Raw genomic sequence first — 23,577 nt, forward strand, 5'->3', positions numbered from 1 at the left:
ATTTATAGGTAGCGACTCGAAGATAGTGAAAGTTCGAGAAAGAAAATGGCTTAATTTAAATTCGTAATGAACACAAATAAAGTAAAAAATAAAGGTGGAACCGTGCATGTGCACCCTTTGTCTCTTTTCAGATTTTCTGAAAAATGACGAGCGTGTGAATGTACGGTTTTTTGAATTTCTGTAGAAAGGAGGAAGAAGTGGTTAAAGAAGAAGGAACTGTTTATGCAATTCGAAATCCTCTTTTTAGAATGTATGTAAAAATTGGGATAACATCTGATACGATGAAGAAAAGATTATTTTCATTGAATACAAGCGTACCTAAAGATTTTGAAATTATTGATACTGTAAGAGTGAAAAACTATAAAACAGTAGAAAAACTATTACATACATTATTTAAAGAATACCGTTATAATGAAAGTCGGGAATTTTTTATTGTTTCAGATGATAAGATAAAAGAACACTTTTCTTATATTCGAGAATTAGCTGGTATAGAAGAAAATATATCTTTAACTAGGCTCAAAGTAAATTCAAAGTCTGTTATAGAAACTGATAAACATGAACATATAACTCGTGGTCAATTAGTAGAATTTATTAAAGAAGAGCACGACAAAAATCCAGGCATATTAAGAAAGTATATCGGTTTGAATTCCTCCAAAGTTTCTGCTAGAAATAAAAATTTTGGTAAAATAAAAATTTATACAATTCCTAAACTAGCTGGCAATGGGCGAACGATGACGGTAGCTATTGAAAAGGACATTAATGTTTATGTTAACTATTCAAGTTTCGATATTAGCCAAGCATATCGACAATATCAATTATTATTTTTACGAGGAGAATTAGAATAATGGCAAATAAAAAACTAGCATTTCAAGATATTATCTTGACTCTACAAGGCTTCTGGTCTAAACAAGGAGCGAACCTGATGCAGGCCTATGATAATGAAGTAGGAGCAGGGACAATGAGTCCTTATACTTTCTTGCGTTCAAATGGTCCTGAGCCATGGGGAGCAGCCTACGTGCAACCTTCACGACGCCCGGCAGATGGTCGATACGGTGAAAACCCAAACCGTTTGTTCCAACATCACCAGTTTCAAGTTGTTTTAAAACCTTCACCAAAAAATATCCAGGAACTTTATCTTCAAAGTTTAGCAGCACTTGGTATTGATGCTTTGGAACATGATATTCGTTTTGTTGAAGACAACTGGGAAAATCCATCAATGGGTTGTGCTGGTATTGGCTGGGAAGTTTGGATTGATGGACAAGAATGTACACAATTTACCTATTTCCAACAAGTTGGCGGAATTGAAGTTGATTCAGTAACATCTGAAATCACTTATGGTTTGGAACGCATTGCGACAGTTATTCAAGAGGTTGATTCTGTTTATGACCTTGAATGGGGAAATGGTGTGGCTTATGGTGATATCTTCAAAGAACCTGAATACGAACATTCTAAATTCGCTTTTGAAGAATCAAATCAAGAACTTTTACTTAAACTTTTTGGTGAGTATGAACAAGAAGCCCTTGATTTACTTGATAAAGGTTTGGTTCACCCAGCTTATGATTATATTTTGAAATCTTCACATACCTTTAACTTGCTTGATGCGCGTGGAGCGGTATCTGTAACAGAGCGTGCCGGTTATATGCATCGTGTGCGTACGATGGCACGTAAAGTAGCTAAAACTTTCATTGAAGAACGTGCGAAACTTGGCTTCCCACTCTTAAAAGATGAAGCCTTACGTGAAAAATATCTCGGTAAAAAAGGAAAATATACGAAGATTGTAGAAGGAGAAGAAAAATAATGACAAATTACTTACTTGAAATTGGTTTGGAAGAAATTCCAGCACATTTGGTGACTCCTTCAATCAATCAATTGGCTGAACGAATGGAAGCATTTCTTAATGAAAACCGTTTGAAATTTAATAAAATCATTAAATTTTCAACACCACGCCGCCTAGCTCTTATTGTTGAAGGGCTGTCAAACTCATCAGAAGCGATTGATGAAGAAGTTAAAGGTCCTTCTGCAAAAATTGCTAAAGACGCTGAAGGAAATTGGTCAAAAGCGATTCAAGGTTTTTCACGTGGTCAAGGAGCGACTCCGGATGATTTAATCCTTAAGGGTGATTATTATTATGCTAAAAAACATGTTGATGGTGTAAAATCAGAAGAAATTCTTTCAAAAGTTGGAGATGAAGTCATTGCAAAAATGACCTTCTCAACTTATATGAAATGGGGAAATAATGATTTCTTATTTGTTCGTCCTATTCAATGGATTGTATCACTTTTAGAAGATGAAATCGTTGCTTTTGATTTATTAGATGTGACCGCCAATCGTTTTTCACGTGGTCATCGTTTCTTGGCAAATGTTGAGATTGAACTCAAAAATGCCAATGATTATGCTAGCAAAATGCCAGAAAATTTTGTTTTAGTTGATGCTGAACATCGTAAAGCAGAAATCTCTGCACAAATTTTGGCTCTTGCGTCTGAAAATAATTGGCAAGTTACTTTGCATAAAGATTTATTAGAAGAAGTAAATAATATTGTTGAATATCCAACAGCCTTTGTAGGCTCATTTGATCCAAAATATTTGTCTGTTCCAGCAGAAGTTTTAGTGACATCAATGCGTGATAATCAACGTTATTTTGAAGTTTATAACCAAGAAGGTCAATTGGCTCCTAACTTTATTTCGGTTCGTAATGGGAATGCCGAACATATTGAAAATGTAGTGCTTGGAAATGAAAAAGTCTTGGTTGCTCGTCTTGAAGATGCTGAATTCTTCTGGAAAGAAGACCAAAAACTTAAGATTGAAGACTTAGTGGCTAAACTTGCTAAAGTAACTTTCCATGCAAAAATTGGTTCAATCACTGAACATATGGCACGAACAAAATTAATTGCTGCTAAATTAGCTGATATTGCTGGTTTAACAGATGAAGAAAAAGTAGACGTGGCTCGTAGCGCTGAAATTTATAAATTTGACCTTTTGACAGGAATGGTTGGAGAATTTGATGAATTGCAAGGCGTGATGGGTGAAAAATACGCTCTTTTAGCAGGGGAAAATGCAAATGTTGCTGCGGCTATTCGTGAACATTACATGCCGACCTCAGCTGACGGCCAATTACCTGAAACAAAAGTCGGTTCTGTGCTTGCAGCAGCAGATAAAATTGATTCAGTCCTTTCTTTCTTTAATGTTGGTTTGATTCCATCTGGTTCAAATGACCCTTATGCGCTACGTCGTGCAGTACAAGGATTGATTCGAATTATCGAAAAAATGAATTGGCATTTCGACCTATCTTTATTTATCGACCAATTTGAGGGTCGAAATCATGCTGAAATTTTGGAATTCGTCAAAGCACGTGTTCAAAAACTTTTGCTTGAAAAATTAGACCGTTATGATATTGTTGAAGCAGCAATTAATAGCTCAAACTTTGATATTACAAATATGATGGAATCAGCATTTGTTATTGATGGTCATAAACTTCACGAACCATTTAAACCAGCGATTGAAAATGTTTCACGTTCAATTAATTTAGTTAAAAAAGCAGCTGATATTGCTGAAATTAATCCAGCACTTTTTGAAGAAGATACTGAACAAGCACTTTATGATGCCGTTATTTCTCTTCAAAATCAATGGACTTATAAGCCATGTGAAGAAAAATTCCGAGCAATTGTTCATACGCTTGCTCCTGCAATTGAAGCTTTCTTTAATAATGTGATGGTTATGGCCGAAGATTTAGCTGTTCGTGATAATCGGATTGCCTTATTGTCAGAAGTTGTTGCATTAACAAGTGTTATGGCTGATTTTTCTTTGATTAATACAAAATAAAGCTGACTTATTTACTGACAGAGAGTTGCAAAGCCCTTTTAAATGCTGTCAGTAAAAATTAATTATGTCAGTAATTTTAAAAACATTTACGAAAAGGAATTAAGAAATGACAATTACAAATGAACAAGTAGAACGCATTAATGAATTGGCGCGTAAGAAAAAAGCCGAAGGTTTATCAGAAGCAGAACTTGAAGAACAAGCCCTTTTACGTCGAGCTTATCTTGATAGTGTTAAAGCAAATTTCCGTTCACAAGTTGAAACAATCAAAGTCATTGATGAAAAAACGGGAGAAGATGTGACTCCTGACAAACTCAAAGAAATTCAACGGAAAAATGGCATGCGTGACTGAGCTTTTTCTTGCAAATATTTCATAAAATGTTAAAATAAATATTAATAATGATGGGTATGGTGCACACCCGAAACCGCTTTAAGAATAAAATCTTAAAACTAATGGCGCCTACAAACAAAAGGCTGTTTTTAAGCAGTCCTGTTTGTAGCGCCTTTTGTTTTGTAAAATTCAGCTGCCCCTAATCTGCTATCATTCTAAATTTTGAAGCGACAAAATCAAGTGATAAGCAGAAAAGGGGCAGACGCGTCTCCCTATGAGGAGATGCTAGAGTTTTTACTACCTCCTTGGCGAAAAAATATCGTTTTCGCTTCGTCAAAGCGTAGCTGTTGGCGCTTCAGCGCTTACAGATAGGCTTGTATTTTTATCAGGTCGTGTTAAATATTAGATTATAGGAGTTTCAAAAATGAATTTTTTTAAAGTAGGAATTTCCAGAAGTGCAATTTTATATGTCTTCTTAGCTGTAATTATTGGTGGCTTAATTGGGGTGGTTGATGCGATTTTTGGTCGAGGTCTTATCTATATTACCGAATTTAGAGATGGACATGCACTTTATTTGATTCCATTTTTAACTTTAGCTGGTCTCTTGATTGTCTATCTCTATAAAAATTTTGGTAAAGATAGTCAAAAAGGCATGGGACTAATTTTTGAAGCGGGAAATCATGGGCGAGAAGATATACCAAAACGTTTGGTTCCTTTAATTGTTTTCTCAACTTGGCTTTCTCATTTATTTGGTGCCAGTGTCGGACGTGAAGGGGTTGCCGTTCAAATAGGTGGCGTCATTGGTCATGCGATTGGTAAAAAACTTTCAGCAAAAGAAGCTAAAAAGATTCTTTTGATTACTGGTATGGCTGCTGGGTTTGCTGGGCTTTTTCAAACGCCAATCGCGGCAACTTTTTTTGCCATTGAAATTTTGATGTTAGGAAAAATAGAATACAGAGCTTTGATTCCAGCCTTAGTTGGTTCCTATGTCGCAAGTTGGACTTCAAATTATCTAGGATTAGAAAAATTTTCTTTCGCGATCAATACGAACATTCATCTTGACCCCTTAGTTCTTTTAAAATTGGCCATCATCGCAGTATGTTTTGGTTTGGTGGGGAGATTTTTTGCAGAATCTTTAGCCTTTATGAAAGCAACAGTTGCAAAAAGAATTGCTAATCCTTATCAAAGAATTATTTTAATGGGAATTGTCATCTCGATTGGTTTACTCTTTATTCATATGGATCGTTATGCTGGTCTTGGGACGAATTTGATTGGTTTGAGTTTTAATGGTGGTCATATCAATGGATATGATTGGATTTTAAAATTGATCTTTACGGTTTTGTCTATTTCTGCAGGGTTTCAAGGAGGGGAAGTGACACCGCTTTTTGCGATTGGTTCCACACTAGGTGCGGCTTTGGCAATGTTGTTTGGTTTGCCTGTTGAATTTGTAGCAGCTGCAGGTTATGTTTCAATCTTTTCTGCTGCAACAAATTCATATTTTGGACCTATCTTTATTGCAGCAGAGGTCTTTGGCTTTGGTTCAGTTCAATATATTTTACCAATTATGACTATCGCTTATGTTTTGAATGGAAATTCATCAATTTACGCACAAGAAGTTCTGAATTTGGAAGTTTAAATAAAAAATGACCATTATTGGTCATTTTTTTTATATAATTTTTCAGTTTCTATATAGCTAATAACGTCTTTAGGGAGGAGGTAAGTCGGCTTAATATTTTGAACAAACATTTCTCTTATCATTGTGCTAGAGATTGGTAGAAGTGGGGCTTCTAACCATTGAACAGGATAAGGGCTCTCAATATTTTTTTCAGTTCGCCTAATCGCGATAAATTTAACTAGTTCGATTAATTCATCAATCTTATACCATTTTGGCAGATATTCCACCATATCGCCGCCGATAATGAAATAATAATCAGTATCTGGATTAGCTTTCGTCAAGAGTTTGAGGGTATCATAACTATAGGATTTTCCACCGCGCTCAATTTCAATCAATTCGAGACCAAGTCTAGGGTTGTCTTTGATGGCAAGCTCAAGCATTTTAACTCGATGTTTTGCAGAAATTGTTTCCTTTTCATCAACATGAGGTGGAATGTTTTCAGGCATGAGTAAGACCTGATCCAAATTCATTTGTTGAGCCACTTGGTCAGCCATCATTAAATGAGCGTGATGAATGGGATTAAAATTTCCTCCCAACAAACCTATTTTTTTTCTGTTTCCTTTACCCATAAGGGGCTTTCTCCTTAATTTTTTATGAATATTTAATGTACCAATGATTTGAATCAGTCATTTTATATTGTACCATAGCTTACCGCAATCTATAGAAATGATTTGATACATTTAGGGAAATTAAAGAAAAACTCCTTATGGAGTTTTTGATTTAAGATTCTATTTGAACAATGTATCTGCTACTAAGATAGTGTTCGACATTATCCTCATCAATTACGAGACAATTTCCATTGCTGTAACCTTTCTTGAAATGTAAGGCAGAGACGACTGTTCCGTCTATTAAGTGGATTTTCACACTATCATTTTGTTTAAGTAGTTTTTTTAGATAACTAATCATAATCCTCTCCTTTCTCCATTACTTCTATTGTAGTATAAAAAACATAAGTGGAGCAAAAAATAGCATTGGTTTTTAAAAATTATAAAGGGAAATAAAAAATAGAAATGAAGAATAGCTAAATATTTATTTATTGTGCTTTTGTAAAGGGTTCCCAGTACAAATTTAGGGCAAAATTTGATAAAATAAAGATTAGAATTGCGTTAAAATCGGTGTGATTAGCGAAAGTGAATATGGGAGAAAAAATTATGCCACATCTATATCAAGACGACAGTCTTACATTACATACGGACTTATATCAAATTAATATGATGCAAACTTACTTTGAGCTTGGAAGACACCAGCGCCATGCAGTCTTTGAAGTTTTTTTCCGTGAGATGCCTTTTAAAAATGGTTATGCTGTTTTTGCTGGTTTAGAGCGAATGGTTGAATATTTAAAGAATCTCAAATTCTCGGAAACAGATATCGCCTATTTGCGTGAATTAGACTATCCAGAAGATTTTCTAAATTATTTAAAAGAATTACGCTTTACAGGAACAGTCAGAGCCATGCAAGAAGGTCAACTTGCCTTTGCAAATGAACCTTTGGTTCAGGTTGAAGGTTCACTTGCGGAATGCCAGTTGGTAGAAACAGCTATTTTAAATATTATTAATTTCCAAACTCTAATAGCAACAAAAGCCGCTCGTATCAAATCTGTAATTGGGGAAGACCCTTTGTTGGAATTTGGTACAAGAAGAGCTCAAGAAATGGATGCAGCAATTTGGGGAACAAGAGCAGCAGTTATCGGGGGAGCTGATGCGACATCAAATGTTCGGGCGGCTAAAATCTTTGGCTTGAAAGCAAGTGGAACACATGCGCATGCTTTAGTTCAATCTTATGGTAATGACTATGAAGCTTTTAAGGCTTATGCTCAAACGCATAAAGATTGTGTTTTCCTGGTTGACACTTATGATACTTTAAGAGTAGGAGTTCCTTCAGCGATTAAAGTGGCACGTGAGTTTGGTGATAAAATTAATTTTCAAGGTGTCCGAATTGATTCAGGAGATATGGCTTATATCTCGAAAAAAGTTCGTCAGCAACTTGATGAAGCTGGCTTTACTGACGCAAAGATTTATGCTTCAAATGACTTAGATGAAAATACTATTTTAAGTTTGAAAATGCAAAAAGCAAAAATTGATGTTTGGGGAGTCGGAACAAAATTAATTACCGCCTACGACCAACCAGCGCTTGGTGCGGTTTATAAATTAGTTTCTATGGAAGATGAACACGGAGAAATGCAAGATACGATTAAGCTTTCAAGTAATGCGGAAAAAGTATCGACACCGGGTAAAAAGCAAGTTTGGCGCATCACCAAAAAAGCAGATGGAAAATCAGAGGGAGATTACATTACTTTTTCTGACGAGCGTCCAGATGTAGCAGAAGAAATCTACATGTTCCACCCGCTCTATACATACATTAATAAAAATGTTCGGGATTTCAATGCTAATCCACTTTTAAAAGATATTTTTATTGATGGTGAACTTATTTATCAACTTCCAGAACTACAGGAAATTAAAGCATTTGCCCATGAAAACTTGGAAGAGCTTTGGGATGAATACAAGCGAGATTTAAATCCACAGCCTTACCCAGTGGATTTGTCTCAAGAATTATGGAATCATAAAATGCGTCTGATTTCACAAGTACGCACGACAGTATCAATGACCAGATTGGATGATGAATGATGAGAATAAGACGAATAGATCTCAGTGATGCACGACTTTTTTGGGATGTCCAAAAGCAATTGGATATTGAAAGTAAGTTTATGATGCTTGAGCCAGATGAGCGACGATTTGATTTTAGTCGTACAATTGGTCATATTTCACGTTTTGATTTTTTAATTGGTGCTGATGTTGAGGGAAAATTCGTTGGATTTCTGTCAGCTAAAAGAGGAAATGCCAATCGGATTAGAAATACAGCCTATGTGGTTGTTGGTATCATTGAAGAATTTCAGCATCAAGGTATTGGAGCCCAATTTTTTGCAGAACTTGATAGATGGGCTAAAGAAAAAGAAATAAAACGTTTAGAGCTGACCGTAATGATTAATAACTATGCGGCTATTGCCCTTTTTCAAAAGCAAGGCTTTACAATTGAAGGTGTTCGTCGCGAGTCTATGTGTGTCGATGGAGAATTTATTGATGAATTTTACATGAGTAAAATTTTAGATTAAAAGTTGTTGTGGAGCTGTCAGTAAAATTTTATAGCTGTCAGTGAAAGGAAGAGAAAATGACATTACAAGAAGAAATTATTAAAGAACTTGGTGTGAAACCAATTATTGATCCTAAAGAAGAAATTAGAGTGTCAGTTGATTTTTTGAAAGATTATCTTAAAAAGTATCCATTCATCAAATCATTTGTCCTTGGAATTTCTGGCGGACAAGATTCAAGTTTAGCAGGCCGCTTAGCTCAGATTGCTATCGAAGAAATGCGACAAGAAACAGCTGATGCTTCTTATAAATTTGTTGCTGTACGTTTGCCTTTTGGTGTGCAAGCCGATGAAGAAGATGCTCAACGTGCGCTTGCCTTTATTAAGCCAGATGTCAGTTTGGCAGTAAATATCAAAGCAGCTGTTGAAGGACAAGTAGCGGCTCTAAATGAAGCAGGTGTTGAGGTTTCAGACTTCAATAAAGGAAATATTAAAGCCCGTCAACGTATGATTACCCAATATGCTGTGGCTGGACAATATCAAGGTGCTGTTCTTGGAACAGACCATGCAGCAGAAAATATTACTGGATTTTTCACGAAATTTGGTGATGGCGGAGCTGACTTATTGCCACTTTTTCGTTTGAATAAACGTCAAGGTAAAGCACTTTTAGCAGAACTTGGTGCTGACCCAGCAATCTATGAAAAAGTTCCAACTGCTGACCTTGAAGAAGGTAAGCCTGGACTTGCTGACGAGATTGCACTTGGTGTGACTTACAATGATATTGATGACTATACAGAAGGAAAAGTGATTTCTGAGGATGCTAAGGCCAAAATCGAAGCTTGGTGGAATAAAACGCAACATAAACGTCACTTACCAATCAGTATCTTTGATGATTTCTGGAAATAAAAATAAATATAATTACTGACAGTTCAACACGACCAAGGTGAGTGTTGAATCGGTGGATAAAAAGTTACTGACGGGAGTTTCGTCAGTAACTTTTCATTTCTGTCAGTAATTTTTATATTAAAAAACTGAGGACATAGATAAAAAGTAAAGGCCAATTATGTTATAATTTAATAAAGCGTTTACAATTAAAGGAGGGAAATAATGACTTTTATTGAAGTGATTAATGAATCTAAAATCTATCAATCAGGACAAGAAAAAATTTATGCCAATGACCAAGTGAATTTTGAAATTGAAAAAGGAGAGTTGGCTGTCATTTTAGGTTCCTCTGGTGCTGGTAAATCGACAGTTCTAAATATCTTAGGGGGAATGGACACAAATGATGAAGGTGAGGTCATTATTGATAAGGAAAAAATCTCCAATTTTTCAAATAAAGAATTGATTACTTATCGACGATATGCTGTTGGTTTCGTTTTTCAATTTTATAATCTTGTCAATAATTTAACGGCTTTAGAAAATGTCGAATTAGCTTCTGAAATTGTTGAGAATGCACTAGATGCTAAAGAGGTTTTGAAAAGTGTCGGATTGGAACATCGCATTCATAATTTTCCTTCGCAACTTTCAGGAGGTGAGCAACAAAGAGTGGCCATTGCGCGTGCTATAGCTAAAAATCCTAAAATCTTACTTTGTGACGAACCCACTGGAGCTTTGGATTATCACACAGGAAAACAAATCTTAAAAATTCTTCAAGATATGGCCAGAAAGGAAGGAAAAACGGTTATTATTGTCACTCATAATGCTGCCATTGCACCAATTGCCAATCGAGTGATTCAGATGCATGATGGAAAAATTAAAAAAATTGAAAATAATAGCCAACCAGAAGATATTGATAGAATTGAGTGGTGACTTATGCGGAAAAAAACTTTAAACAAAGAAATTCGTAGGTCAATTACGGGTTCATTAGGTCGTTTCATCTCTATTTTTTCTTTGATGCTTTTAGGAACTTTTGCTTTTGTCGGATTAAAAGTTTCTGGTCCGGATATGAGGGCAACTTCGGAAGAGTTTTATCGGCAGCATCAGTTAGCAGATTTAACGGTAACTTCAACTTTAGGATTGGATGAGACTGACCAAAGGCTGATTAATGAAACAAAAGGCTTAAAAAAAGCAGAATTCGGCTACTTTCAGGATTTGGTAATCAAGGGAAAAGAAAGCAGTCTACGCTTATTTTCTAAGCCAGATGAATTGTCAACCTATGAGTTAATGTCTGGCAAGTTGCCTCAAAGCAATTCAGAAATTGCCTTGGATTATTTATATGATAGTCAGTATAAAATAGGCCAAAGCATTGATTTTACCCCTCCTAAATCTGAGGATTCTGATCTGTTAAAAAATCATTCTTTTAAAATCGTTGGATTTGTTAAATCTAGTGAATATGTCGATAAGAGTAATTTTGGCGCAACGACGGTAGGGACTGGGAAGCTCAATGGTTATGGGCTTGTGACTAAGGATGCCTTTGATTCTAAAGTTTATATGATTGCTCGTTTATCTTATAAAAATTTACAAAATATCTCCATTTTTGATGACAAGTACGATAATCGACTAAAAAGAGAACAAAAAGCTTTAGAAAATACATTTAAAAATCAACCAGAAAAACGCTTGGCAGCACTTAAAGTGGACCCAGAAAAACAGATTAATGAAGCGAAAAGTCAAATAGTTGACAAAGAAAATCAACTCACTCAGCAAGAAAATCAATTAATTGCTCAAAAGAATCAAATTGGGGAAAATGCATCCGCTCAAGTGATTGAGCAAATCAATGGGGCTCAAAATCAAATTGATGCTGGAAAAGAAAAGATTGCATCGGCTAAAGCAGAGCTGGCTAAAAAAGAAGCAGCTTTAAATCAACTTGAAGAACCAACTTATCAGATTAATAATCGTAAAGAAGGAAATCCAGGTTACAAAACTTTTTTGGAGGATTCAACAAGAATTGACAGTCTTTCAAATATTTTTCCGGTTGTCCTTTTTGCCATTGCTTTATTAGTCAGTTTGACAACAATGACCCGTTTTGTTGAAGAAGAACGAGGGAACCTCGGTTTACTTAAGGCTTTGGGATATTCAAATCGTGAGATTCGTAAGAAATTTATGGTCTATGGTTTAGTTTCTAGTGGTCTAGGTGCTTTAGTAGGAACAATTATCGGACATACCTTTTTACCGTTTGCAGTATTTAATGCTTACACAGCTTCATCTACCTTTAGTAATTTGCGTTTAACTTTCTCACCCCTATGGACAATAGTCGCTTTTGCCATTGCCATTGCTTGTAGTCTTTTACCAGCGTACTGGGTTGTCCGAAAAGAATTAAAGGAAGTACCAGCTAGTTTATTTTTAGCAAAAGTGCCAAAAGCAGGTTCACGCATTCTTTTAGAGAAAATTAATTTTATTTGGAAAAGAATGAGTTTTACTTATAAAGTGACGGCTCGAAATCTTTTCCGCTATAAAAAAAGGATGTTAATGACCATCTTTGGTGTCGCTGGATGTACGGCTTTACTTGTCATGGGATTTGGGATTCGTGATTCGATTTCTGGACTTGCATCAAAACAATTTGGGCAAATTTTGCATTATGATATGATTGCCATTGAAAAAAATAAAGTTAGTGACAAAGAAAAAGAAGCAATCAATAAAGAATTGAACTCGTCAGAAATTGAGAATTATTTGCCAATTGCCTTTGAAAATTTGACAAAAGAAGCCAGTGGAAAATTAGAAAAGCAAGAGGTCAGCTTAATTGCGACGAATCAATCTGATGATTTATCAAAATATGTTAGTTTAGAATCTCGTGAAAATAATCAAAAGATTGTATTAAATGATTCTGGAGCAGTCATTTCGGAGAAATTTGCTGAACTTTTAGGTCTAAAAGTTGGAGATTCTCTGACGCTTAAAGATGATGAAAATAAGCCTGTAAGGATAAAAGTGTCGGCAATTACTGAAATGTATATGGGCCATTATATTTTCATGAACCAATCGGTTTACCAGAAAGTTTTTAAAAAAGATTTTATGACCAATGGTCAATTGATTAAGTTAAAAAATGCCTCTGTAAATAATATTCAAAAGATGTCGGCTCAATTGATGCAAGAAGACGGAATTCAGGCTATTTCACAAAATAGTGACCTTAAAAAAGTGATTGAATCCTTTATGTATGGCATTAATAGTGTCATGATTGTTTTGATTACTTGTGCCATTCTGCTTGCGATTGTTGTCATCTATAATTTAACAAATATCAATGTTTCCGAGAGAATTCGTGAATTAGCGACAATCAAAGTTTTAGGATTTTATGACCGTGAAGTCACACTTTATATTTATCGGGAAACGATTTTATTAAGCTTTTTGGGGATTTTGGTAGGTTTTGGTCTAGGGGATTATTTCCATCAGGTTATTATGAACCAATTGTCAGCTGATCAAATCATGTTTGCACCGGGGCTACTATGGACAAATCTTTTGTTATCAGCAGCGATTACTTTTGCGACCACTCTTTTGCTGGCGCTTGTTGTTCATTTCAAATTAAAAGCCGTGGATATGCTTGGAGCTCTGAAATCAGTAGATTAATCATAAAAATTTTACTGACAGCTTTTTAAAAAATAAAAAAATTACTGACAGAAATTTCTGTCAGTAATTTTTTTATTATTTTTCAACTTTACGTTTAAGGTCTCCAATTTGTTGACCTTTGTCTTCGTCAGCTAAAATATCTTCAAAAGCAGGAAGTTGAATTTCTTCACCATATTTTTGGTAAAGAGCAGTAGTCACTAAACGATAAGCCAGACGGGCATTTCTTGAAAGAATTGGACCATGGAAATAAGTTCCAAAAGTATTTTTGTAAATTAAACCTTCAGTTTGGTCATCTGGATTATTTCCACCACCATAAACGACGGTTCCTAAGGGTTTTTCATCATCAGAGAGATAGGTAATTCCTGAATGATTTTCAAAACCATAGTAAGTTTCGCCAAATTCTTCATTGTGAGTTTCAATATCGCCAATAAAACGGTCAGTTCGCAAATTTTCAGTATAATGTCCAAGAATTCCTGTCCCCTGAATTTTTGTCCCTTCAGAATTAACATAATACTGACCGAGCATTTGATAACCACCACAAATTGCAAGAAGTGGTTTCTCAGATTCAATGTAATCTTTTAAAGGTGCTGACAAGTCAAGCAGTGATTGGTCAGCGATAATTTCTTGTTCATAATCTTGACCACCTCCCCAAAAGACAAGGTCGTAATCTTCTTTAGCAAAAGTGTCGCCTAAAGAAACAATATTGAAGGTCATTTCTGCCCCTAATTTTTCTCCGACATACTTGAGCATGAGAATATTTCCATTATCACCATAAGTATTCATTAAATCACCATAAAGGTGAGCCACATTAAGGGCATACTTTGGATGTTCAAGGTTTGATTTTAAAGAGATATATGCCATTTAACGCATTTCCTTTCCAAGATAATGACCGTCAGCCAGTAGTTCACGCATTTGCAACATGGCAGTATAAGTTGCCAAAATATAGACATGATCTTTTTGACTTTCTTTGATTGCCTCTAATACTTCTGAAAGTTCTTTACGCTCGGAAATCTTTTGGGCATCAAATCCAGTCACTCGCATACGTCTAGCCATTTCAGATGAACGAACACCGCCTGTGATAATTTGGTCAATTTCCATGTCATTAATTAATTCAAAATTAGCATCCCAAATCCAACTTGTGTCAATTCCGTCAGCATAATTGGCATTCAAAAGGCTAACTAAAGTGAAAGGATAATTGGCTAATTTCATCATTTCAAGGGCTTGATTCGCACCTACTGGATTTTTAATCAAAACAATGGTTACTTTTTTTCCATCGATTTCAAGAGTTTCTTGACGACCAAAAACTGCTTTGGAAAGTTCAAAACCAGCCGCAATTGTTTCTTTTGGCACATTGAAATATTCAGCGACAGAGACAGCAGCAAGGGCATTGTAGATGTTATAAAGTCCGCCGACATTGATTTTATAATCTGTCCCATCAATGACAAATTTAGAAGAAGTATTTGTAATCTCGGATAATTCTGTCAGTTGATAATCTAATTCTGGACGACTAAAACCACAATTTTCACAGATATAATTTCCTAAGTTAGCATAGGTGTTCATCTTGTAAGCCAAAATATGATGACAGACTGGACAGACAATCCCCTCGGTATTGTAATGAGCATGAGTGGGTTCATGACTTTCGTGATTAAAGCCATAATATTTTACAGGATTAACTAATTTTTTTGAGTTGAAAAGTGGACTATCACCATTTAATAAAACAGTACCTTTAGGGCTATTTGCCGCACCTTTGACGATGAAATCGTAGGTGGTGTAAATCTCGCCATAGCGGTCCATTTGGTCACGGAAAATATTTGTGAAAACAAATAATGAAGGTTTGATATATTCAGTGATTTTTGGCAAACTCGCTTCATCAATCTCAAGGACAGCAAATTTCTTTTCGCCAGTTTTCGCTTTGGGAGCTTTGAGAAAAGTTGATACAATCCCCGTAATCATATTGGCTCCAGTTGGATTTGTCACTACTGGTCCAAAAGCCTTTTCTAAAATTCCCACGGTCAAAGCTGTGGTCAATGTTTTTCCATTGGTTCCAGTCACAACAATGATTTCATAATTTTTGGTCAGTGATTTAAGAATTTCAGGGTCAAATTTTAAAGCAATTTTTCCTGGTAAAGTTGAACCGCGCTTGAAAAATTTTTCCAAGACAAAGCGCGATGAATTACCAGCAAACTTTGCAAATGAAGTTTTTATTGTCATAAGCAATATTATACCAAATACAGGGATTTTTTGCTCTATAAAATTTATAATAAAATTTATAAAACATATTTGATACTACTAACAAAAAAAAGTGATAAAATAATATCATTATGAATAGCAGAATATTCCAACACAATACATTTACGACACTCTCTAGCGGCTTTTACAAAGGTACAATTACCCTCAAAGAAGCACTAACACACGGCAAAGTCGGTATCGGTACGCTTGATACGGCAAATGGCGAGGTGACAATCATTGATGGCATCGCCTATCACGGTGACTCAGAAAATCAAGTCAGATTAGTTGAAGAAAATGAAACGATGCCTTATGTGGCAATGGTTGAACATCAACCCATCGTTAAATTTACTGACAACTCTGTCAGTAACTCAGAAGATTTTCTGTCAGCGCTGACTAAGCGTTTTCCAACGGCAAATACTGCCTATACGATTGTCATGACCGGTCAATTTAAAGAAGTGACCGTCAGTAGCAAGCCCGCCAATAACACTCGTCCTTATGATGAAATTATGGCTGACCAACCTTATTTTACAAAAGAAAATATCTCTGGTACGATGCTTGGTGTTTGGGCACCCAAACATTTGACTGACCTTTTCGGAATTGGTTTTCATTTGCATTTTGTCAGTGAGGATAAAACATTTACGGCTCATGTCCAAAATTTCATCACTGAAAATCTTGCGATTGAACTTGGCAAAATTACCCAAATTGAACAAGAATTTCCTGATGAGGATGAAAATTTTGACCAGCACTTATTTCAATAATTTTGTCTAACATAGAAGACAAGTTTCTCTAATTTTACTCTTATTCAGAGAGAAACTATTAGTTTTATTAAAATGTAATTTATAGAATATTTTGCTTTAAAGTAAAGTTATTATAGCTATCACGGAACCGCTCCTTACATAAAAAGAGCGGTTTTTTATTGCAAAATATGCTATAATTATTCTAACTGATTTTTAGTTATAAAAAAGCGAAATGGAAGTTCGTGGACGAAAAGCAAATGATAAGCCCACAAGAACTCTTATAAAGGAATCAAAATGAATTTACAAGAAATGAACGCGCGTAAGGAAAAGATTCGTAATTTTTCGATTATCGCCCATATTGACCACGGGAAATCAACCCTTGCTGACCGTATTCTCGAGCAAACTGAAACTGTCTCAAAACGTGAAATGCAAGCCCAACTTTTAGACTCAATGGACCTTGAACGTGAACGTGGGATTACCATTAAATTAAATGCTATCGAGTTAAATTATAAAGCTAAAGATGGCGAAACTTATATTTTCCATCTCATTGACACGCCAGGTCACGTCGATTTTACTTATGAAGTTTCACGAAGTCTTGCTGCCTGTGAAGGGGCAATTTTAGTTGTTGATGCCGCCCAAGGAATCGAAGCTCAAACCCTCGCTAACGTTTATCTTGCTTTGGATAATGACCTCGAAATTTTACCAGTCATCAATAAAATTGACTTACCAGCTGCTGACCCAGAAATGGTTCGCCAAGAAATTGAAGATGTGATTGGTTTAGATGCCTCCGAAGCGGTTCTTGCCTCTGCTAAAGCTGGGATTGGGATTGAAGAAATTCTCGAACAAATCGTCGAGAAAGTTCCAGCCCCTCAAGGTGAAGTTGATGCACCTCTCAAAGCTCTAATTTTTGACTCAGTTTATGATGCTTATCGAGGAGTTATTCTTCAAATTCGTGTGATTGACGGTTCAGTCAAGGTTGGAGATCGTATTCAACTGATGAGTAACGGCAAAGAATTTGATGTTACAGAAGTTGGGATTTTCACACCAAAAGCAGTTTCCCGTGATTTCTTGATGGCCGGAGATGTTGGTTATGTTGCAGCCGCAATCAAGACAGTTGCTGACACACGTGTTGGGGATACAGTGACACTCGCTTCAAATCCAGCGGCCGAAGCCCTAGAGGGTTATAAGGAAATGAACCCAATGGTGTTTGCTGGGATTTACCCAATTGAATCAAATAAATTTAACGACCTTCGTGAGGCCCTTGAAAAACTTCAATTAAACGACGCTAGTCTTCGTTTTGAGCCTGAAACATCACAAGCTCTTGGTTTTGGATTCCGTTGTGGTTTCCTTGGTCTCTTGCACATGGATGTCATTCAAGAGCGTTTAGAACGTGAATTTGGTATTGATTTGATTATGACTGCTCCATCCGTTGTTTATCATATTAATACTACAGATGGTGAAACATTAGAAGTCGCTAACCCATCGGAATTCCCAGATCCTACACGCATTGAAAATATTGAAGAACCATTTGTTAAAGCTCAAATCATGGTGCCAAATGATTTTGTTGGTCCTGTGATGGAATTGGCCCAACGAAAACGCGGAATTTTTCTAACAATGGATTATTTAGATGCAAATCGTGTCAATATCATTTATCATATTCCATTGAGTGAAATTGTCTTTGATTTCTTTGATAAACTTAAATCATCAACTAAAGGTTATGCCAGCTTTGATTATGAAATTTCTGACTATCGTCCATCAAATCTTGTAAAAATGGATATTCTCTTAAATGCTGAAAAAGTCGATGCCTTAAGTTTCATTGTCCACAAAGACTTTGCCTTTGAACGCGGAAAAGTAATTGTTGAAAAACTTAAAAAACTCATTCCACGTCAACAATTTGAAGTTCCAATCCAAGCAACCATTGGAAACAAAATCGTTGCTCGTTCAGATATTAAAGCTCTTCGTAAAAACGTATTGGCCAAATGTTATGGTGGAGATATTTCCCGTAAGCGAAAACTCCTTGAAAAACAAAAAGCCGGTAAAAAACGGATGAAAGCCATTGGTTCAGTAGAAGTCCCTCAAGAAGCCTTCCTCTCTGTCCTCTCAATGGACGAAGAATAAAACATCTTAAAATCACCATCAAGGTGGTTTTTTGTTACAATAAAAGAAGTAGAAAAGAGGTAGAAAATGAAAATATTTATCGTTGGAAGTACAGGACGTGTAGGTAAAAGCTTGATTAAATCCCTCTCAACAACGGACCATCAAATCTATGCTGGGGCAAGAAAAATTGAGCAAGTTCCTGAATATGATAATGTAAATGCAGTTCATTTTGATGTTGACTGGACACCAGAGGAAATGTCCAAGCAATTACAAGGAATGGACCTTGTAATTAATGTTTCAGGTTCAGGTGGAAAAAGTTTATTGAAGGTTGACTTATATGGGGCTGTAAAATTGATGCAGGCAACTGAAAAAGCAGGAGTCAAACGATTTATCTTATTGAGTACCATCTTCTCTCTTCAACCAGAAAAATGGATTGGTGCTGGTTTTGATGCTTTGAAAGATTACTATATTGCTAAACATTTTGCTGATTTATACCTTACTAAAGAAACGACTCTGGACTATACTATTATCCAACCTGGAGCTTTGACAGAAGAAGAAGGAACTGGCTTAATTGATATCAACGACGGTGTTTCTGCAAGCAATACTATCGAAGATGTGGCAGATACTATCAAGGAATTAGTAACGACCGATCGTTCAATTGGACAAGTAATTTCGATGCACAATGGGAAAACACCAATCAGAAAAGCACTTGATAGTCTTTAAATGGTCTTTGAAATTGAGCTAATATTCAAAAGATACTTAAAAATTTAAGTATCTTTTTTGATTACAGTAAAAAATTGACAGAAGGGTCTGTAATATTTTATAATTTTAATGACGCTAAAAAGAAAGCGCTAAACAATAAATTGTCAATGTCCGCGATTTATTCAAAAAAATTTAAGGAGTTTTATGGACACAAAAAAAATTAGATGGTTTACCGTCGCATTTATTGCCTTCAACATGGTTTGGGGCATGGGCAATGTTGTCAACAACTTTGCTCAACAAGGAATTACGGTTGTTACTTCATGGCTTTTGATTTTAGCTTTGTATTTTATTCCCTATGCATTGATTGTTGGGCAACTTGGTTCAACTTTCAAAGATAGTAAGGGTGGCGTAAGTTCTTGGGTTGAAAATACCAGTACAAAACGCTTAGCTTACTATGCTGCGTGGACTTATTGGGTGGTTCATATTCCTTATTTGGCTCAAAAACCCCAAGCAATTTTGATTGCTTTTGGCTGGGTTGGTCAAGGAAATGGGAATCTGGTCAGTCAAATGTCGATGACCGCTGTTGCTCTTATTTCGTTAGCAATTTTCTTAGCTTTCTTATGGCTATCGACAAAAGGGTTAAATACTCTGAAAGTTATTGGTGGACTTGCGGGAACAGCAATGTTTGTTATGAGTTTACTTTTCATTGTCATGGCGATTGGAGCACCTTTTATCGCGAAAGATTTCCATATTGCAACGCCTGACATGGGAAATATTAAAACTTATATTCCTAAATTTGACTTTAGTTATTTCACAACTATTTCAATGCTAGTCTTTGCTGTCGGTGGTGCTGAAAAAATTTCTCCTTATGTTAACCAAACTAAAAATCCAGCAAAAGAATTTCCAAGAGGAATGTTTTTACTTGCTGGAATGGTTGGTATCTGTGCCGTTTTAGGTTCAATTGCTATGGGAATGATTTTCTCAAGTGGTAATTTACCAAATGACTTGATGGCTAATGGGGCTTACGCTGCATTCCAAATCTTGGGTCAACACTTTGGTGTCGGAAACTTTTTAATGATTGTCTACGCTTTAACTAATGGTGTAGGACAAATAGCTGCCTTGGCTTTCTCTATTGATGCGCCATTACGTATTTTACTTGCCGATGCTGACCCAGAATATGTTCCAGCATGGTTGCGTAAAAAGACAAACAAAGGAACCCTTAAAAATGGTTATACATTAACAGGAATTCTTGTAAGTATCATTATTCTTTTACCATTACTTGGAATCGGTGATATGAATGAATTGGTTAAATGGTTGACTAACTTGAACTCAGTCGTGATGCCAATGCGCTATCTTTGGGTCTTCTTTGCCTTTATTATGTTAAATCGGGCAGTTAAACACTTCCAATCTGAATATAAATTTATCAAACAAAAACGTCTAGCTATGATTGCTGGCGCTTGGTGTTTCCTCTTTACACTCATTGCTTGTGTTCTAGGAATGGTTCCAAAATTGGACTATGCTGCTAATCCATCTGCATGGTGGTTCCAACTTGCATCGAATATTTTGACACCAATTGTCTTAATTTTACTTGGTATGCTTTTACCTTTCATTGCTCGTCGTGAGCAAAGAAAAGCAACAAGTCTTGATTTGGATACAATAGTTACACCAGATTAATTGAAAAATTCCCTGATTTTCAGGGTTTTTTTTAATTAATTTCAGATTAGAGATAAAGAAGATGTATTCTTAAAAATATCTCAGAATATATTTCAAAAACTGGACTCTATCTATGAGAAAAGCTGACTTTTCGTGTGAAATTTGGTATAATATAGTTAATCTGTTTGTCAATTGGGGCAAACTCTTCCGAAAGCAAGAAAGGAAAGTAAAATTTCATTTTTAATGAGATTTTACAAGGCAAACATGCAAGACAAAAATGTTATCAATGTCAATTTAGTTGAGGAGATGAAGACGTCATTTCGTGACTATGCAATGTCAGTTATCGTTGCACGGGCACTTCCTGATGTACGTGATGGATTAAAACCCGTTCACCGTCGTATTCTCTACGGAATGAATGAACTGGGGAATACTCCAGATAAACCTCATAAAAAATCGGCTCGTATTGTCGGTGAAGTTATGGGTAAATATCACCCACATGGAGACAGTTCAATCTATGAAGCAATGGTACGTATGGCTCAATGGTGGTCTTATCGTCATATGCTTGCTGACGGACACGGTAACTTTGGTTCAATGGACGGTGACGGTGCCGCAGCGATGCGTTATACCGAAGCTCGTTTAAGTAAAATTGCGATGGAAATGTTGCGTGATATCAACAAAAATACCGTTGATTTCATGGACAATTTCGATGGAACTGAACGTGAACCACTCGTTTTACCTGCTCGTTTCCCAAACCTTTTAGTTAATGGAACCACAGGGATTGCCGTTGGGATGGCAACAAACATTCCACCACATAACCTTGGTGAAACGATTGATGCAGTAGATATGCTTATGGAAAACCCAGAAGCTTCCGTTACTGATTTGATGTCTGTCATTCCTGGTCCCGACTTCCCAACAGGGGCTTTGGTTATGGGTAAATCTGGGATTCGTCGTGCTTACGAAACTGGTAAAGGTTCAATTACATTACGTGCAAAAACCCACATTGAAGAAATGGCTGGTGGAAAAGAACGCATTGTTGTAACTGAATTACCATACATGGTTAACAAGGCGCGCTTGGTTGAACATATTGTTCGTTTGAACCATGAAAAACGTATTGAAGGATTGACTGCGGTTCGTGATGAATCAAACCGTGAAGGAATTCGAGTGGTTATTGAAGTGCGTCGTGATTTATCAGCACACGTTATCCTAAATAATCTTTTCAAACTGACAAGTTTGCAAACTTCATTTGGTTTCAACATGTTGGCTATCGAAAAAGGAATTCCTAAAATTCTTTCTTTGAAAGAAATTTTAGTTGATTATATTGAACATCAAATAGAAGTTGTCGAACGTCGTACAGCCTTTGATAAAGCACGTGCAGAAGCACGGGCACATATCTTAGAAGGTTTACGTATCGCTCTTGATAATATTGACCGTATCATCACAATTATCCGTGAATCACAAACTGATGCTATTGCTCAAAAAACAATGATGGATGAATTCCTCTTGTCTGAGAAACAATCACAAGCCATTCTTGATATGCGTTTGCGTCGTTTGACAGGTTTGGAACGTGACAAAATTGAAGCTGAATATCAAGATTTAGTTGCTTTGATTGCTGACTTGACAGATATTTTAGCAAAACCTGAACGGGTTAAGAAAATTATTCGTGAAGAATTAGAAGAAGTTAAACGTAAATTTGCTGACAAACGTCGAACAGAATTGTTGGTTGGTGAAGTTCTTACTCTTGAAGATGAAGATTTGATTGAGGAAGAAGATGTATTGATTACTTTATCAAATAAAGGATATATCAAACGTTTGGCTAACGATGAATTCCGTGCTCAAAATCGCGGGGGACGTGGTGTTCAAGGAATGGGTATGTCCGATGATGACTTCGTTCAACATTTGGTATCTACATCAACACATGATCATTTACTCTTCTTTACAAATCTTGGACGTGTCTACCGAATGAAAGGATATGAAATTCCTGAATATGGTCGGACAGCTAAGGGCTTACCAATTGTCAATCTCTTAAAACTTGATGATGGTGAAAAAATTGCAACAATCATCAATGTTGACCGTGACCAAGCGGCGAAATATCTCTTCTTCACAACACGTAACGGGATTGTTAAGCGGACTTCAACGAGTCAATTTAGCAATATTCGGACAAATGGTTTGAAGGCTTTGAAACTTCGTGATGGCGATGAATTGATTAATGTGCTTAGAACTTCGGGTGAAGATGAGGTTATTATCGGGACTCACTTAGGTTACTCTGTTCGTTTCAAAGGTGCCATTGTTCGCGATATGGGACGTGCCGCAGCTGGGGTCAAAGGGGTTAACCTCCGAGAAGGCGACTTTGTTGTTGGAACTTCAAGAATTGATGACAGTCAAGAAGTCCTTGTTATCTCAGAAAATGGTCTTGGTAAACGAACTCAAGCTTCGGAATATCCAACAAAAGGCCGTGGTGGTAAAGGGATGAAAGTCATGAATGTCACAGAAAGAACTGGTAAATTAGCTGGTTTAACTGCAGTCAATGGTGACGAAGACTTGATGGTCATTACAGATACAGGGGTTATTATCCGTACAAATGTGGCTAATATTTCTCAAACTGGTCGTGCAGCCCAAGGGGTTAAAGTAATGCGACTTGATGATGAAGCACAAATTGTAACCTTTGCACTTGTAGATCCAGTAATCGAAGAGGAAGAAACTGACTCGCCAGAAGTTACTGACGAAGCTCTTTCTACTGACACAAATGAAGAATAAATAAA

The 23,577-nt window shown here is 36.2% G+C and carries 18 protein-coding genes and 1 riboswitch; of the genes, 15 read left to right on the forward strand and 3 right to left on the reverse strand.

Annotated elements, in window-relative coordinates; translation table 11 throughout:
* Positions 1 to 197 precede the first annotated feature (197 nt).
* The 5 genes from KW2_RS05155 (at position 198) to KW2_RS05175 (ending at position 5,783) form a co-directional block, all read left to right on the forward strand.
* A complete protein-coding gene (locus KW2_RS05155; protein ID WP_021037151.1) occupies positions 198 to 845 on the forward strand; it encodes a GIY-YIG nuclease family protein in 648 nt (215 codons plus the stop codon).
* Positions 845 to 1,798: a glycine--tRNA ligase subunit alpha gene (glyQ, locus tag KW2_RS05160; RefSeq protein ID WP_011676101.1), complete on the forward strand. Its 954-nt coding sequence runs from the start codon at positions 845 to 847 to the stop codon at positions 1,796 to 1,798. Before KW2_RS05155 ends, glyQ begins: the two co-directional genes overlap by 1 nt.
* Positions 1,798 to 3,819: a glycine--tRNA ligase subunit beta gene (gene glyS / locus KW2_RS05165; protein WP_021037152.1), complete on the forward strand. Its 2,022-nt coding sequence runs from the start codon at positions 1,798 to 1,800 to the stop codon at positions 3,817 to 3,819. Before glyQ ends, glyS begins: the two co-directional genes overlap by 1 nt.
* A gap of 106 nt (positions 3,820 to 3,925) precedes the next feature.
* Complete coding sequence (locus tag KW2_RS05170; RefSeq protein WP_011835325.1) at positions 3,926 to 4,168, forward strand: DUF896 domain-containing protein; 243 nt, start codon at positions 3,926 to 3,928, stop codon at positions 4,166 to 4,168.
* A 43-nt stretch (positions 4,169 to 4,211) separates the two neighbouring features.
* A riboswitch (Fluoride riboswitch) is annotated at positions 4,212 to 4,286 on the forward strand.
* 285 nt (positions 4,287 to 4,571) lie between these two features.
* Positions 4,572 to 5,783, forward strand: a complete 1,212-nt coding sequence (locus KW2_RS05175; RefSeq protein ID WP_021037153.1) for a voltage-gated chloride channel family protein — start codon at positions 4,572 to 4,574, stop codon at positions 5,781 to 5,783.
* A gap of 14 nt (positions 5,784 to 5,797) precedes the next feature.
* Here the strand turns inward: KW2_RS05175 and KW2_RS05180 are convergent, their stop codons facing one another.
* The gene (locus tag KW2_RS05180; protein WP_021037154.1) at positions 5,798 to 6,391 is read right to left on the reverse strand and encodes a nicotinate-nucleotide adenylyltransferase; all 594 of its coding nucleotides are present in this window, start codon (positions 6,389 to 6,391) and stop codon (positions 5,798 to 5,800) included.
* A gap of 582 nt (positions 6,392 to 6,973) precedes the next feature.
* Here KW2_RS05180 and KW2_RS05190 point away from each other — a divergent pair.
* From KW2_RS05190 to KW2_RS05210, 5 genes are all read left to right on the forward strand, one after another.
* Complete coding sequence (locus tag KW2_RS05190; protein WP_011835322.1) at positions 6,974 to 8,446, forward strand: nicotinate phosphoribosyltransferase; 1,473 nt, start codon at positions 6,974 to 6,976, stop codon at positions 8,444 to 8,446.
* The gene (locus KW2_RS05195; protein WP_011835321.1) at positions 8,443 to 8,931 is read left to right on the forward strand and encodes a GNAT family N-acetyltransferase; all 489 of its coding nucleotides are present in this window, start codon (positions 8,443 to 8,445) and stop codon (positions 8,929 to 8,931) included. The genes KW2_RS05190 and KW2_RS05195 overlap by 4 nt, the downstream gene beginning before the upstream one ends.
* Positions 8,932 to 8,987: 56 nt before the next feature.
* Positions 8,988 to 9,812: an ammonia-dependent NAD(+) synthetase gene (gene nadE / locus KW2_RS05200; protein WP_011676109.1), complete on the forward strand. Its 825-nt coding sequence runs from the start codon at positions 8,988 to 8,990 to the stop codon at positions 9,810 to 9,812.
* A gap of 201 nt (positions 9,813 to 10,013) precedes the next feature.
* Positions 10,014 to 10,715, forward strand: coding sequence for an ABC transporter ATP-binding protein (locus tag KW2_RS05205; protein WP_011676110.1), 702 nt, complete (start codon positions 10,014 to 10,016; stop codon positions 10,713 to 10,715).
* A gap of 3 nt (positions 10,716 to 10,718) precedes the next feature.
* Positions 10,719 to 13,400: an FtsX-like permease family protein gene (locus tag KW2_RS05210; protein ID WP_021037155.1), complete on the forward strand. Its 2,682-nt coding sequence runs from the start codon at positions 10,719 to 10,721 to the stop codon at positions 13,398 to 13,400.
* A gap of 75 nt (positions 13,401 to 13,475) precedes the next feature.
* Here KW2_RS05210 and gatD read toward each other — a convergent pair whose 3' ends face one another.
* Positions 13,476 to 14,261 carry a lipid II isoglutaminyl synthase subunit GatD gene (gatD, locus tag KW2_RS05215; protein ID WP_021037156.1) on the reverse strand — a complete coding sequence of 262 codons (786 nt, stop codon included), beginning with the start codon at positions 14,259 to 14,261 and terminating at the stop codon, positions 13,476 to 13,478.
* Entirely contained in the window at positions 14,262 to 15,611 is a 1,350-nt protein-coding gene (murT, locus tag KW2_RS05220) for a lipid II isoglutaminyl synthase subunit MurT (RefSeq protein ID WP_021037157.1), read from the reverse strand. It lies immediately after the preceding gene.
* A gap of 110 nt (positions 15,612 to 15,721) precedes the next feature.
* Here murT and KW2_RS05225 point away from each other — a divergent pair, with 110 nt between their 5' ends.
* The 5 genes from KW2_RS05225 (at position 15,722) to gyrA (ending at position 23,572) form a co-directional block, all read left to right on the forward strand.
* Complete coding sequence (locus KW2_RS05225; RefSeq protein WP_011835316.1) at positions 15,722 to 16,387, forward strand: acetolactate decarboxylase; 666 nt, start codon at positions 15,722 to 15,724, stop codon at positions 16,385 to 16,387.
* 273 nt (positions 16,388 to 16,660) lie between these two features.
* Complete coding sequence (gene lepA, locus KW2_RS05230; RefSeq protein WP_021037158.1) at positions 16,661 to 18,484, forward strand: translation elongation factor 4; 1,824 nt, start codon at positions 16,661 to 16,663, stop codon at positions 18,482 to 18,484.
* A gap of 66 nt (positions 18,485 to 18,550) precedes the next feature.
* The gene (locus tag KW2_RS05235; protein ID WP_021037159.1) at positions 18,551 to 19,186 is read left to right on the forward strand and encodes an SDR family oxidoreductase; all 636 of its coding nucleotides are present in this window, start codon (positions 18,551 to 18,553) and stop codon (positions 19,184 to 19,186) included.
* A 183-nt stretch (positions 19,187 to 19,369) separates the two neighbouring features.
* Positions 19,370 to 20,839, forward strand: a complete 1,470-nt coding sequence (locus KW2_RS05240) for an APC family permease (RefSeq protein ID WP_021037160.1) — start codon at positions 19,370 to 19,372, stop codon at positions 20,837 to 20,839.
* A 243-nt stretch (positions 20,840 to 21,082) separates the two neighbouring features.
* The gene (gene gyrA, locus KW2_RS05245) at positions 21,083 to 23,572 is read left to right on the forward strand and encodes a DNA gyrase subunit A (protein ID WP_014572534.1); all 2,490 of its coding nucleotides are present in this window, start codon (positions 21,083 to 21,085) and stop codon (positions 23,570 to 23,572) included.
* Positions 23,573 to 23,577: the final 5 nt, after the last annotated feature.

It is taken from the genome of Lactococcus cremoris subsp. cremoris KW2, assembly GCF_000468955.1.
GTDB lineage: Bacteria > Bacillota > Bacilli > Lactobacillales > Streptococcaceae > Lactococcus > Lactococcus cremoris.

Excerpts from the sequence above, each read along its gene's own strand:
- glyQ (WP_011676101.1), top strand. The coding sequence starts at position 845 with ATGGCAAATAAAAAACTAGCATTTCAAGATATTATCTTGACTCTACAA.
- glyS (WP_021037152.1), top strand. The coding sequence starts at position 1,798 with ATGACAAATTACTTACTTGAAATTGGTTTGGAAGAAATTCCAGCACAT.
- KW2_RS05170 (WP_011835325.1), top strand. The coding sequence starts at position 3,926 with ATGACAATTACAAATGAACAAGTAGAACGCATTAATGAATTGGCGCGT.
- KW2_RS05175 (WP_021037153.1), top strand. The coding sequence starts at position 4,572 with ATGAATTTTTTTAAAGTAGGAATTTCCAGAAGTGCAATTTTATATGTC.
- KW2_RS05180 (WP_021037154.1), bottom strand. The coding sequence starts at position 6,391 with ATGGGTAAAGGAAACAGAAAAAAAATAGGTTTGTTGGGAGGAAATTTT.
- KW2_RS05190 (WP_011835322.1), top strand. The coding sequence starts at position 6,974 with ATGCCACATCTATATCAAGACGACAGTCTTACATTACATACGGACTTA.
- KW2_RS05195 (WP_011835321.1), top strand. The coding sequence starts at position 8,443 with ATGATGAGAATAAGACGAATAGATCTCAGTGATGCACGACTTTTTTGG.
- nadE (WP_011676109.1), top strand. The coding sequence starts at position 8,988 with ATGACATTACAAGAAGAAATTATTAAAGAACTTGGTGTGAAACCAATT.
- KW2_RS05205 (WP_011676110.1), top strand. The coding sequence starts at position 10,014 with ATGACTTTTATTGAAGTGATTAATGAATCTAAAATCTATCAATCAGGA.
- KW2_RS05210 (WP_021037155.1), top strand. The coding sequence starts at position 10,719 with ATGCGGAAAAAAACTTTAAACAAAGAAATTCGTAGGTCAATTACGGGT.
- gatD (WP_021037156.1), bottom strand. The coding sequence starts at position 14,261 with ATGGCATATATCTCTTTAAAATCAAACCTTGAACATCCAAAGTATGCC.
- murT (WP_021037157.1), bottom strand. The coding sequence starts at position 15,611 with ATGACAATAAAAACTTCATTTGCAAAGTTTGCTGGTAATTCATCGCGC.
- KW2_RS05225 (WP_011835316.1), top strand. The coding sequence starts at position 15,722 with ATGAATAGCAGAATATTCCAACACAATACATTTACGACACTCTCTAGC.
- lepA (WP_021037158.1), top strand. The coding sequence starts at position 16,661 with ATGAATTTACAAGAAATGAACGCGCGTAAGGAAAAGATTCGTAATTTT.
- KW2_RS05235 (WP_021037159.1), top strand. The coding sequence starts at position 18,551 with ATGAAAATATTTATCGTTGGAAGTACAGGACGTGTAGGTAAAAGCTTG.
- KW2_RS05240 (WP_021037160.1), top strand. The coding sequence starts at position 19,370 with ATGGACACAAAAAAAATTAGATGGTTTACCGTCGCATTTATTGCCTTC.
- gyrA (WP_014572534.1), top strand. The coding sequence starts at position 21,083 with ATGCAAGACAAAAATGTTATCAATGTCAATTTAGTTGAGGAGATGAAG.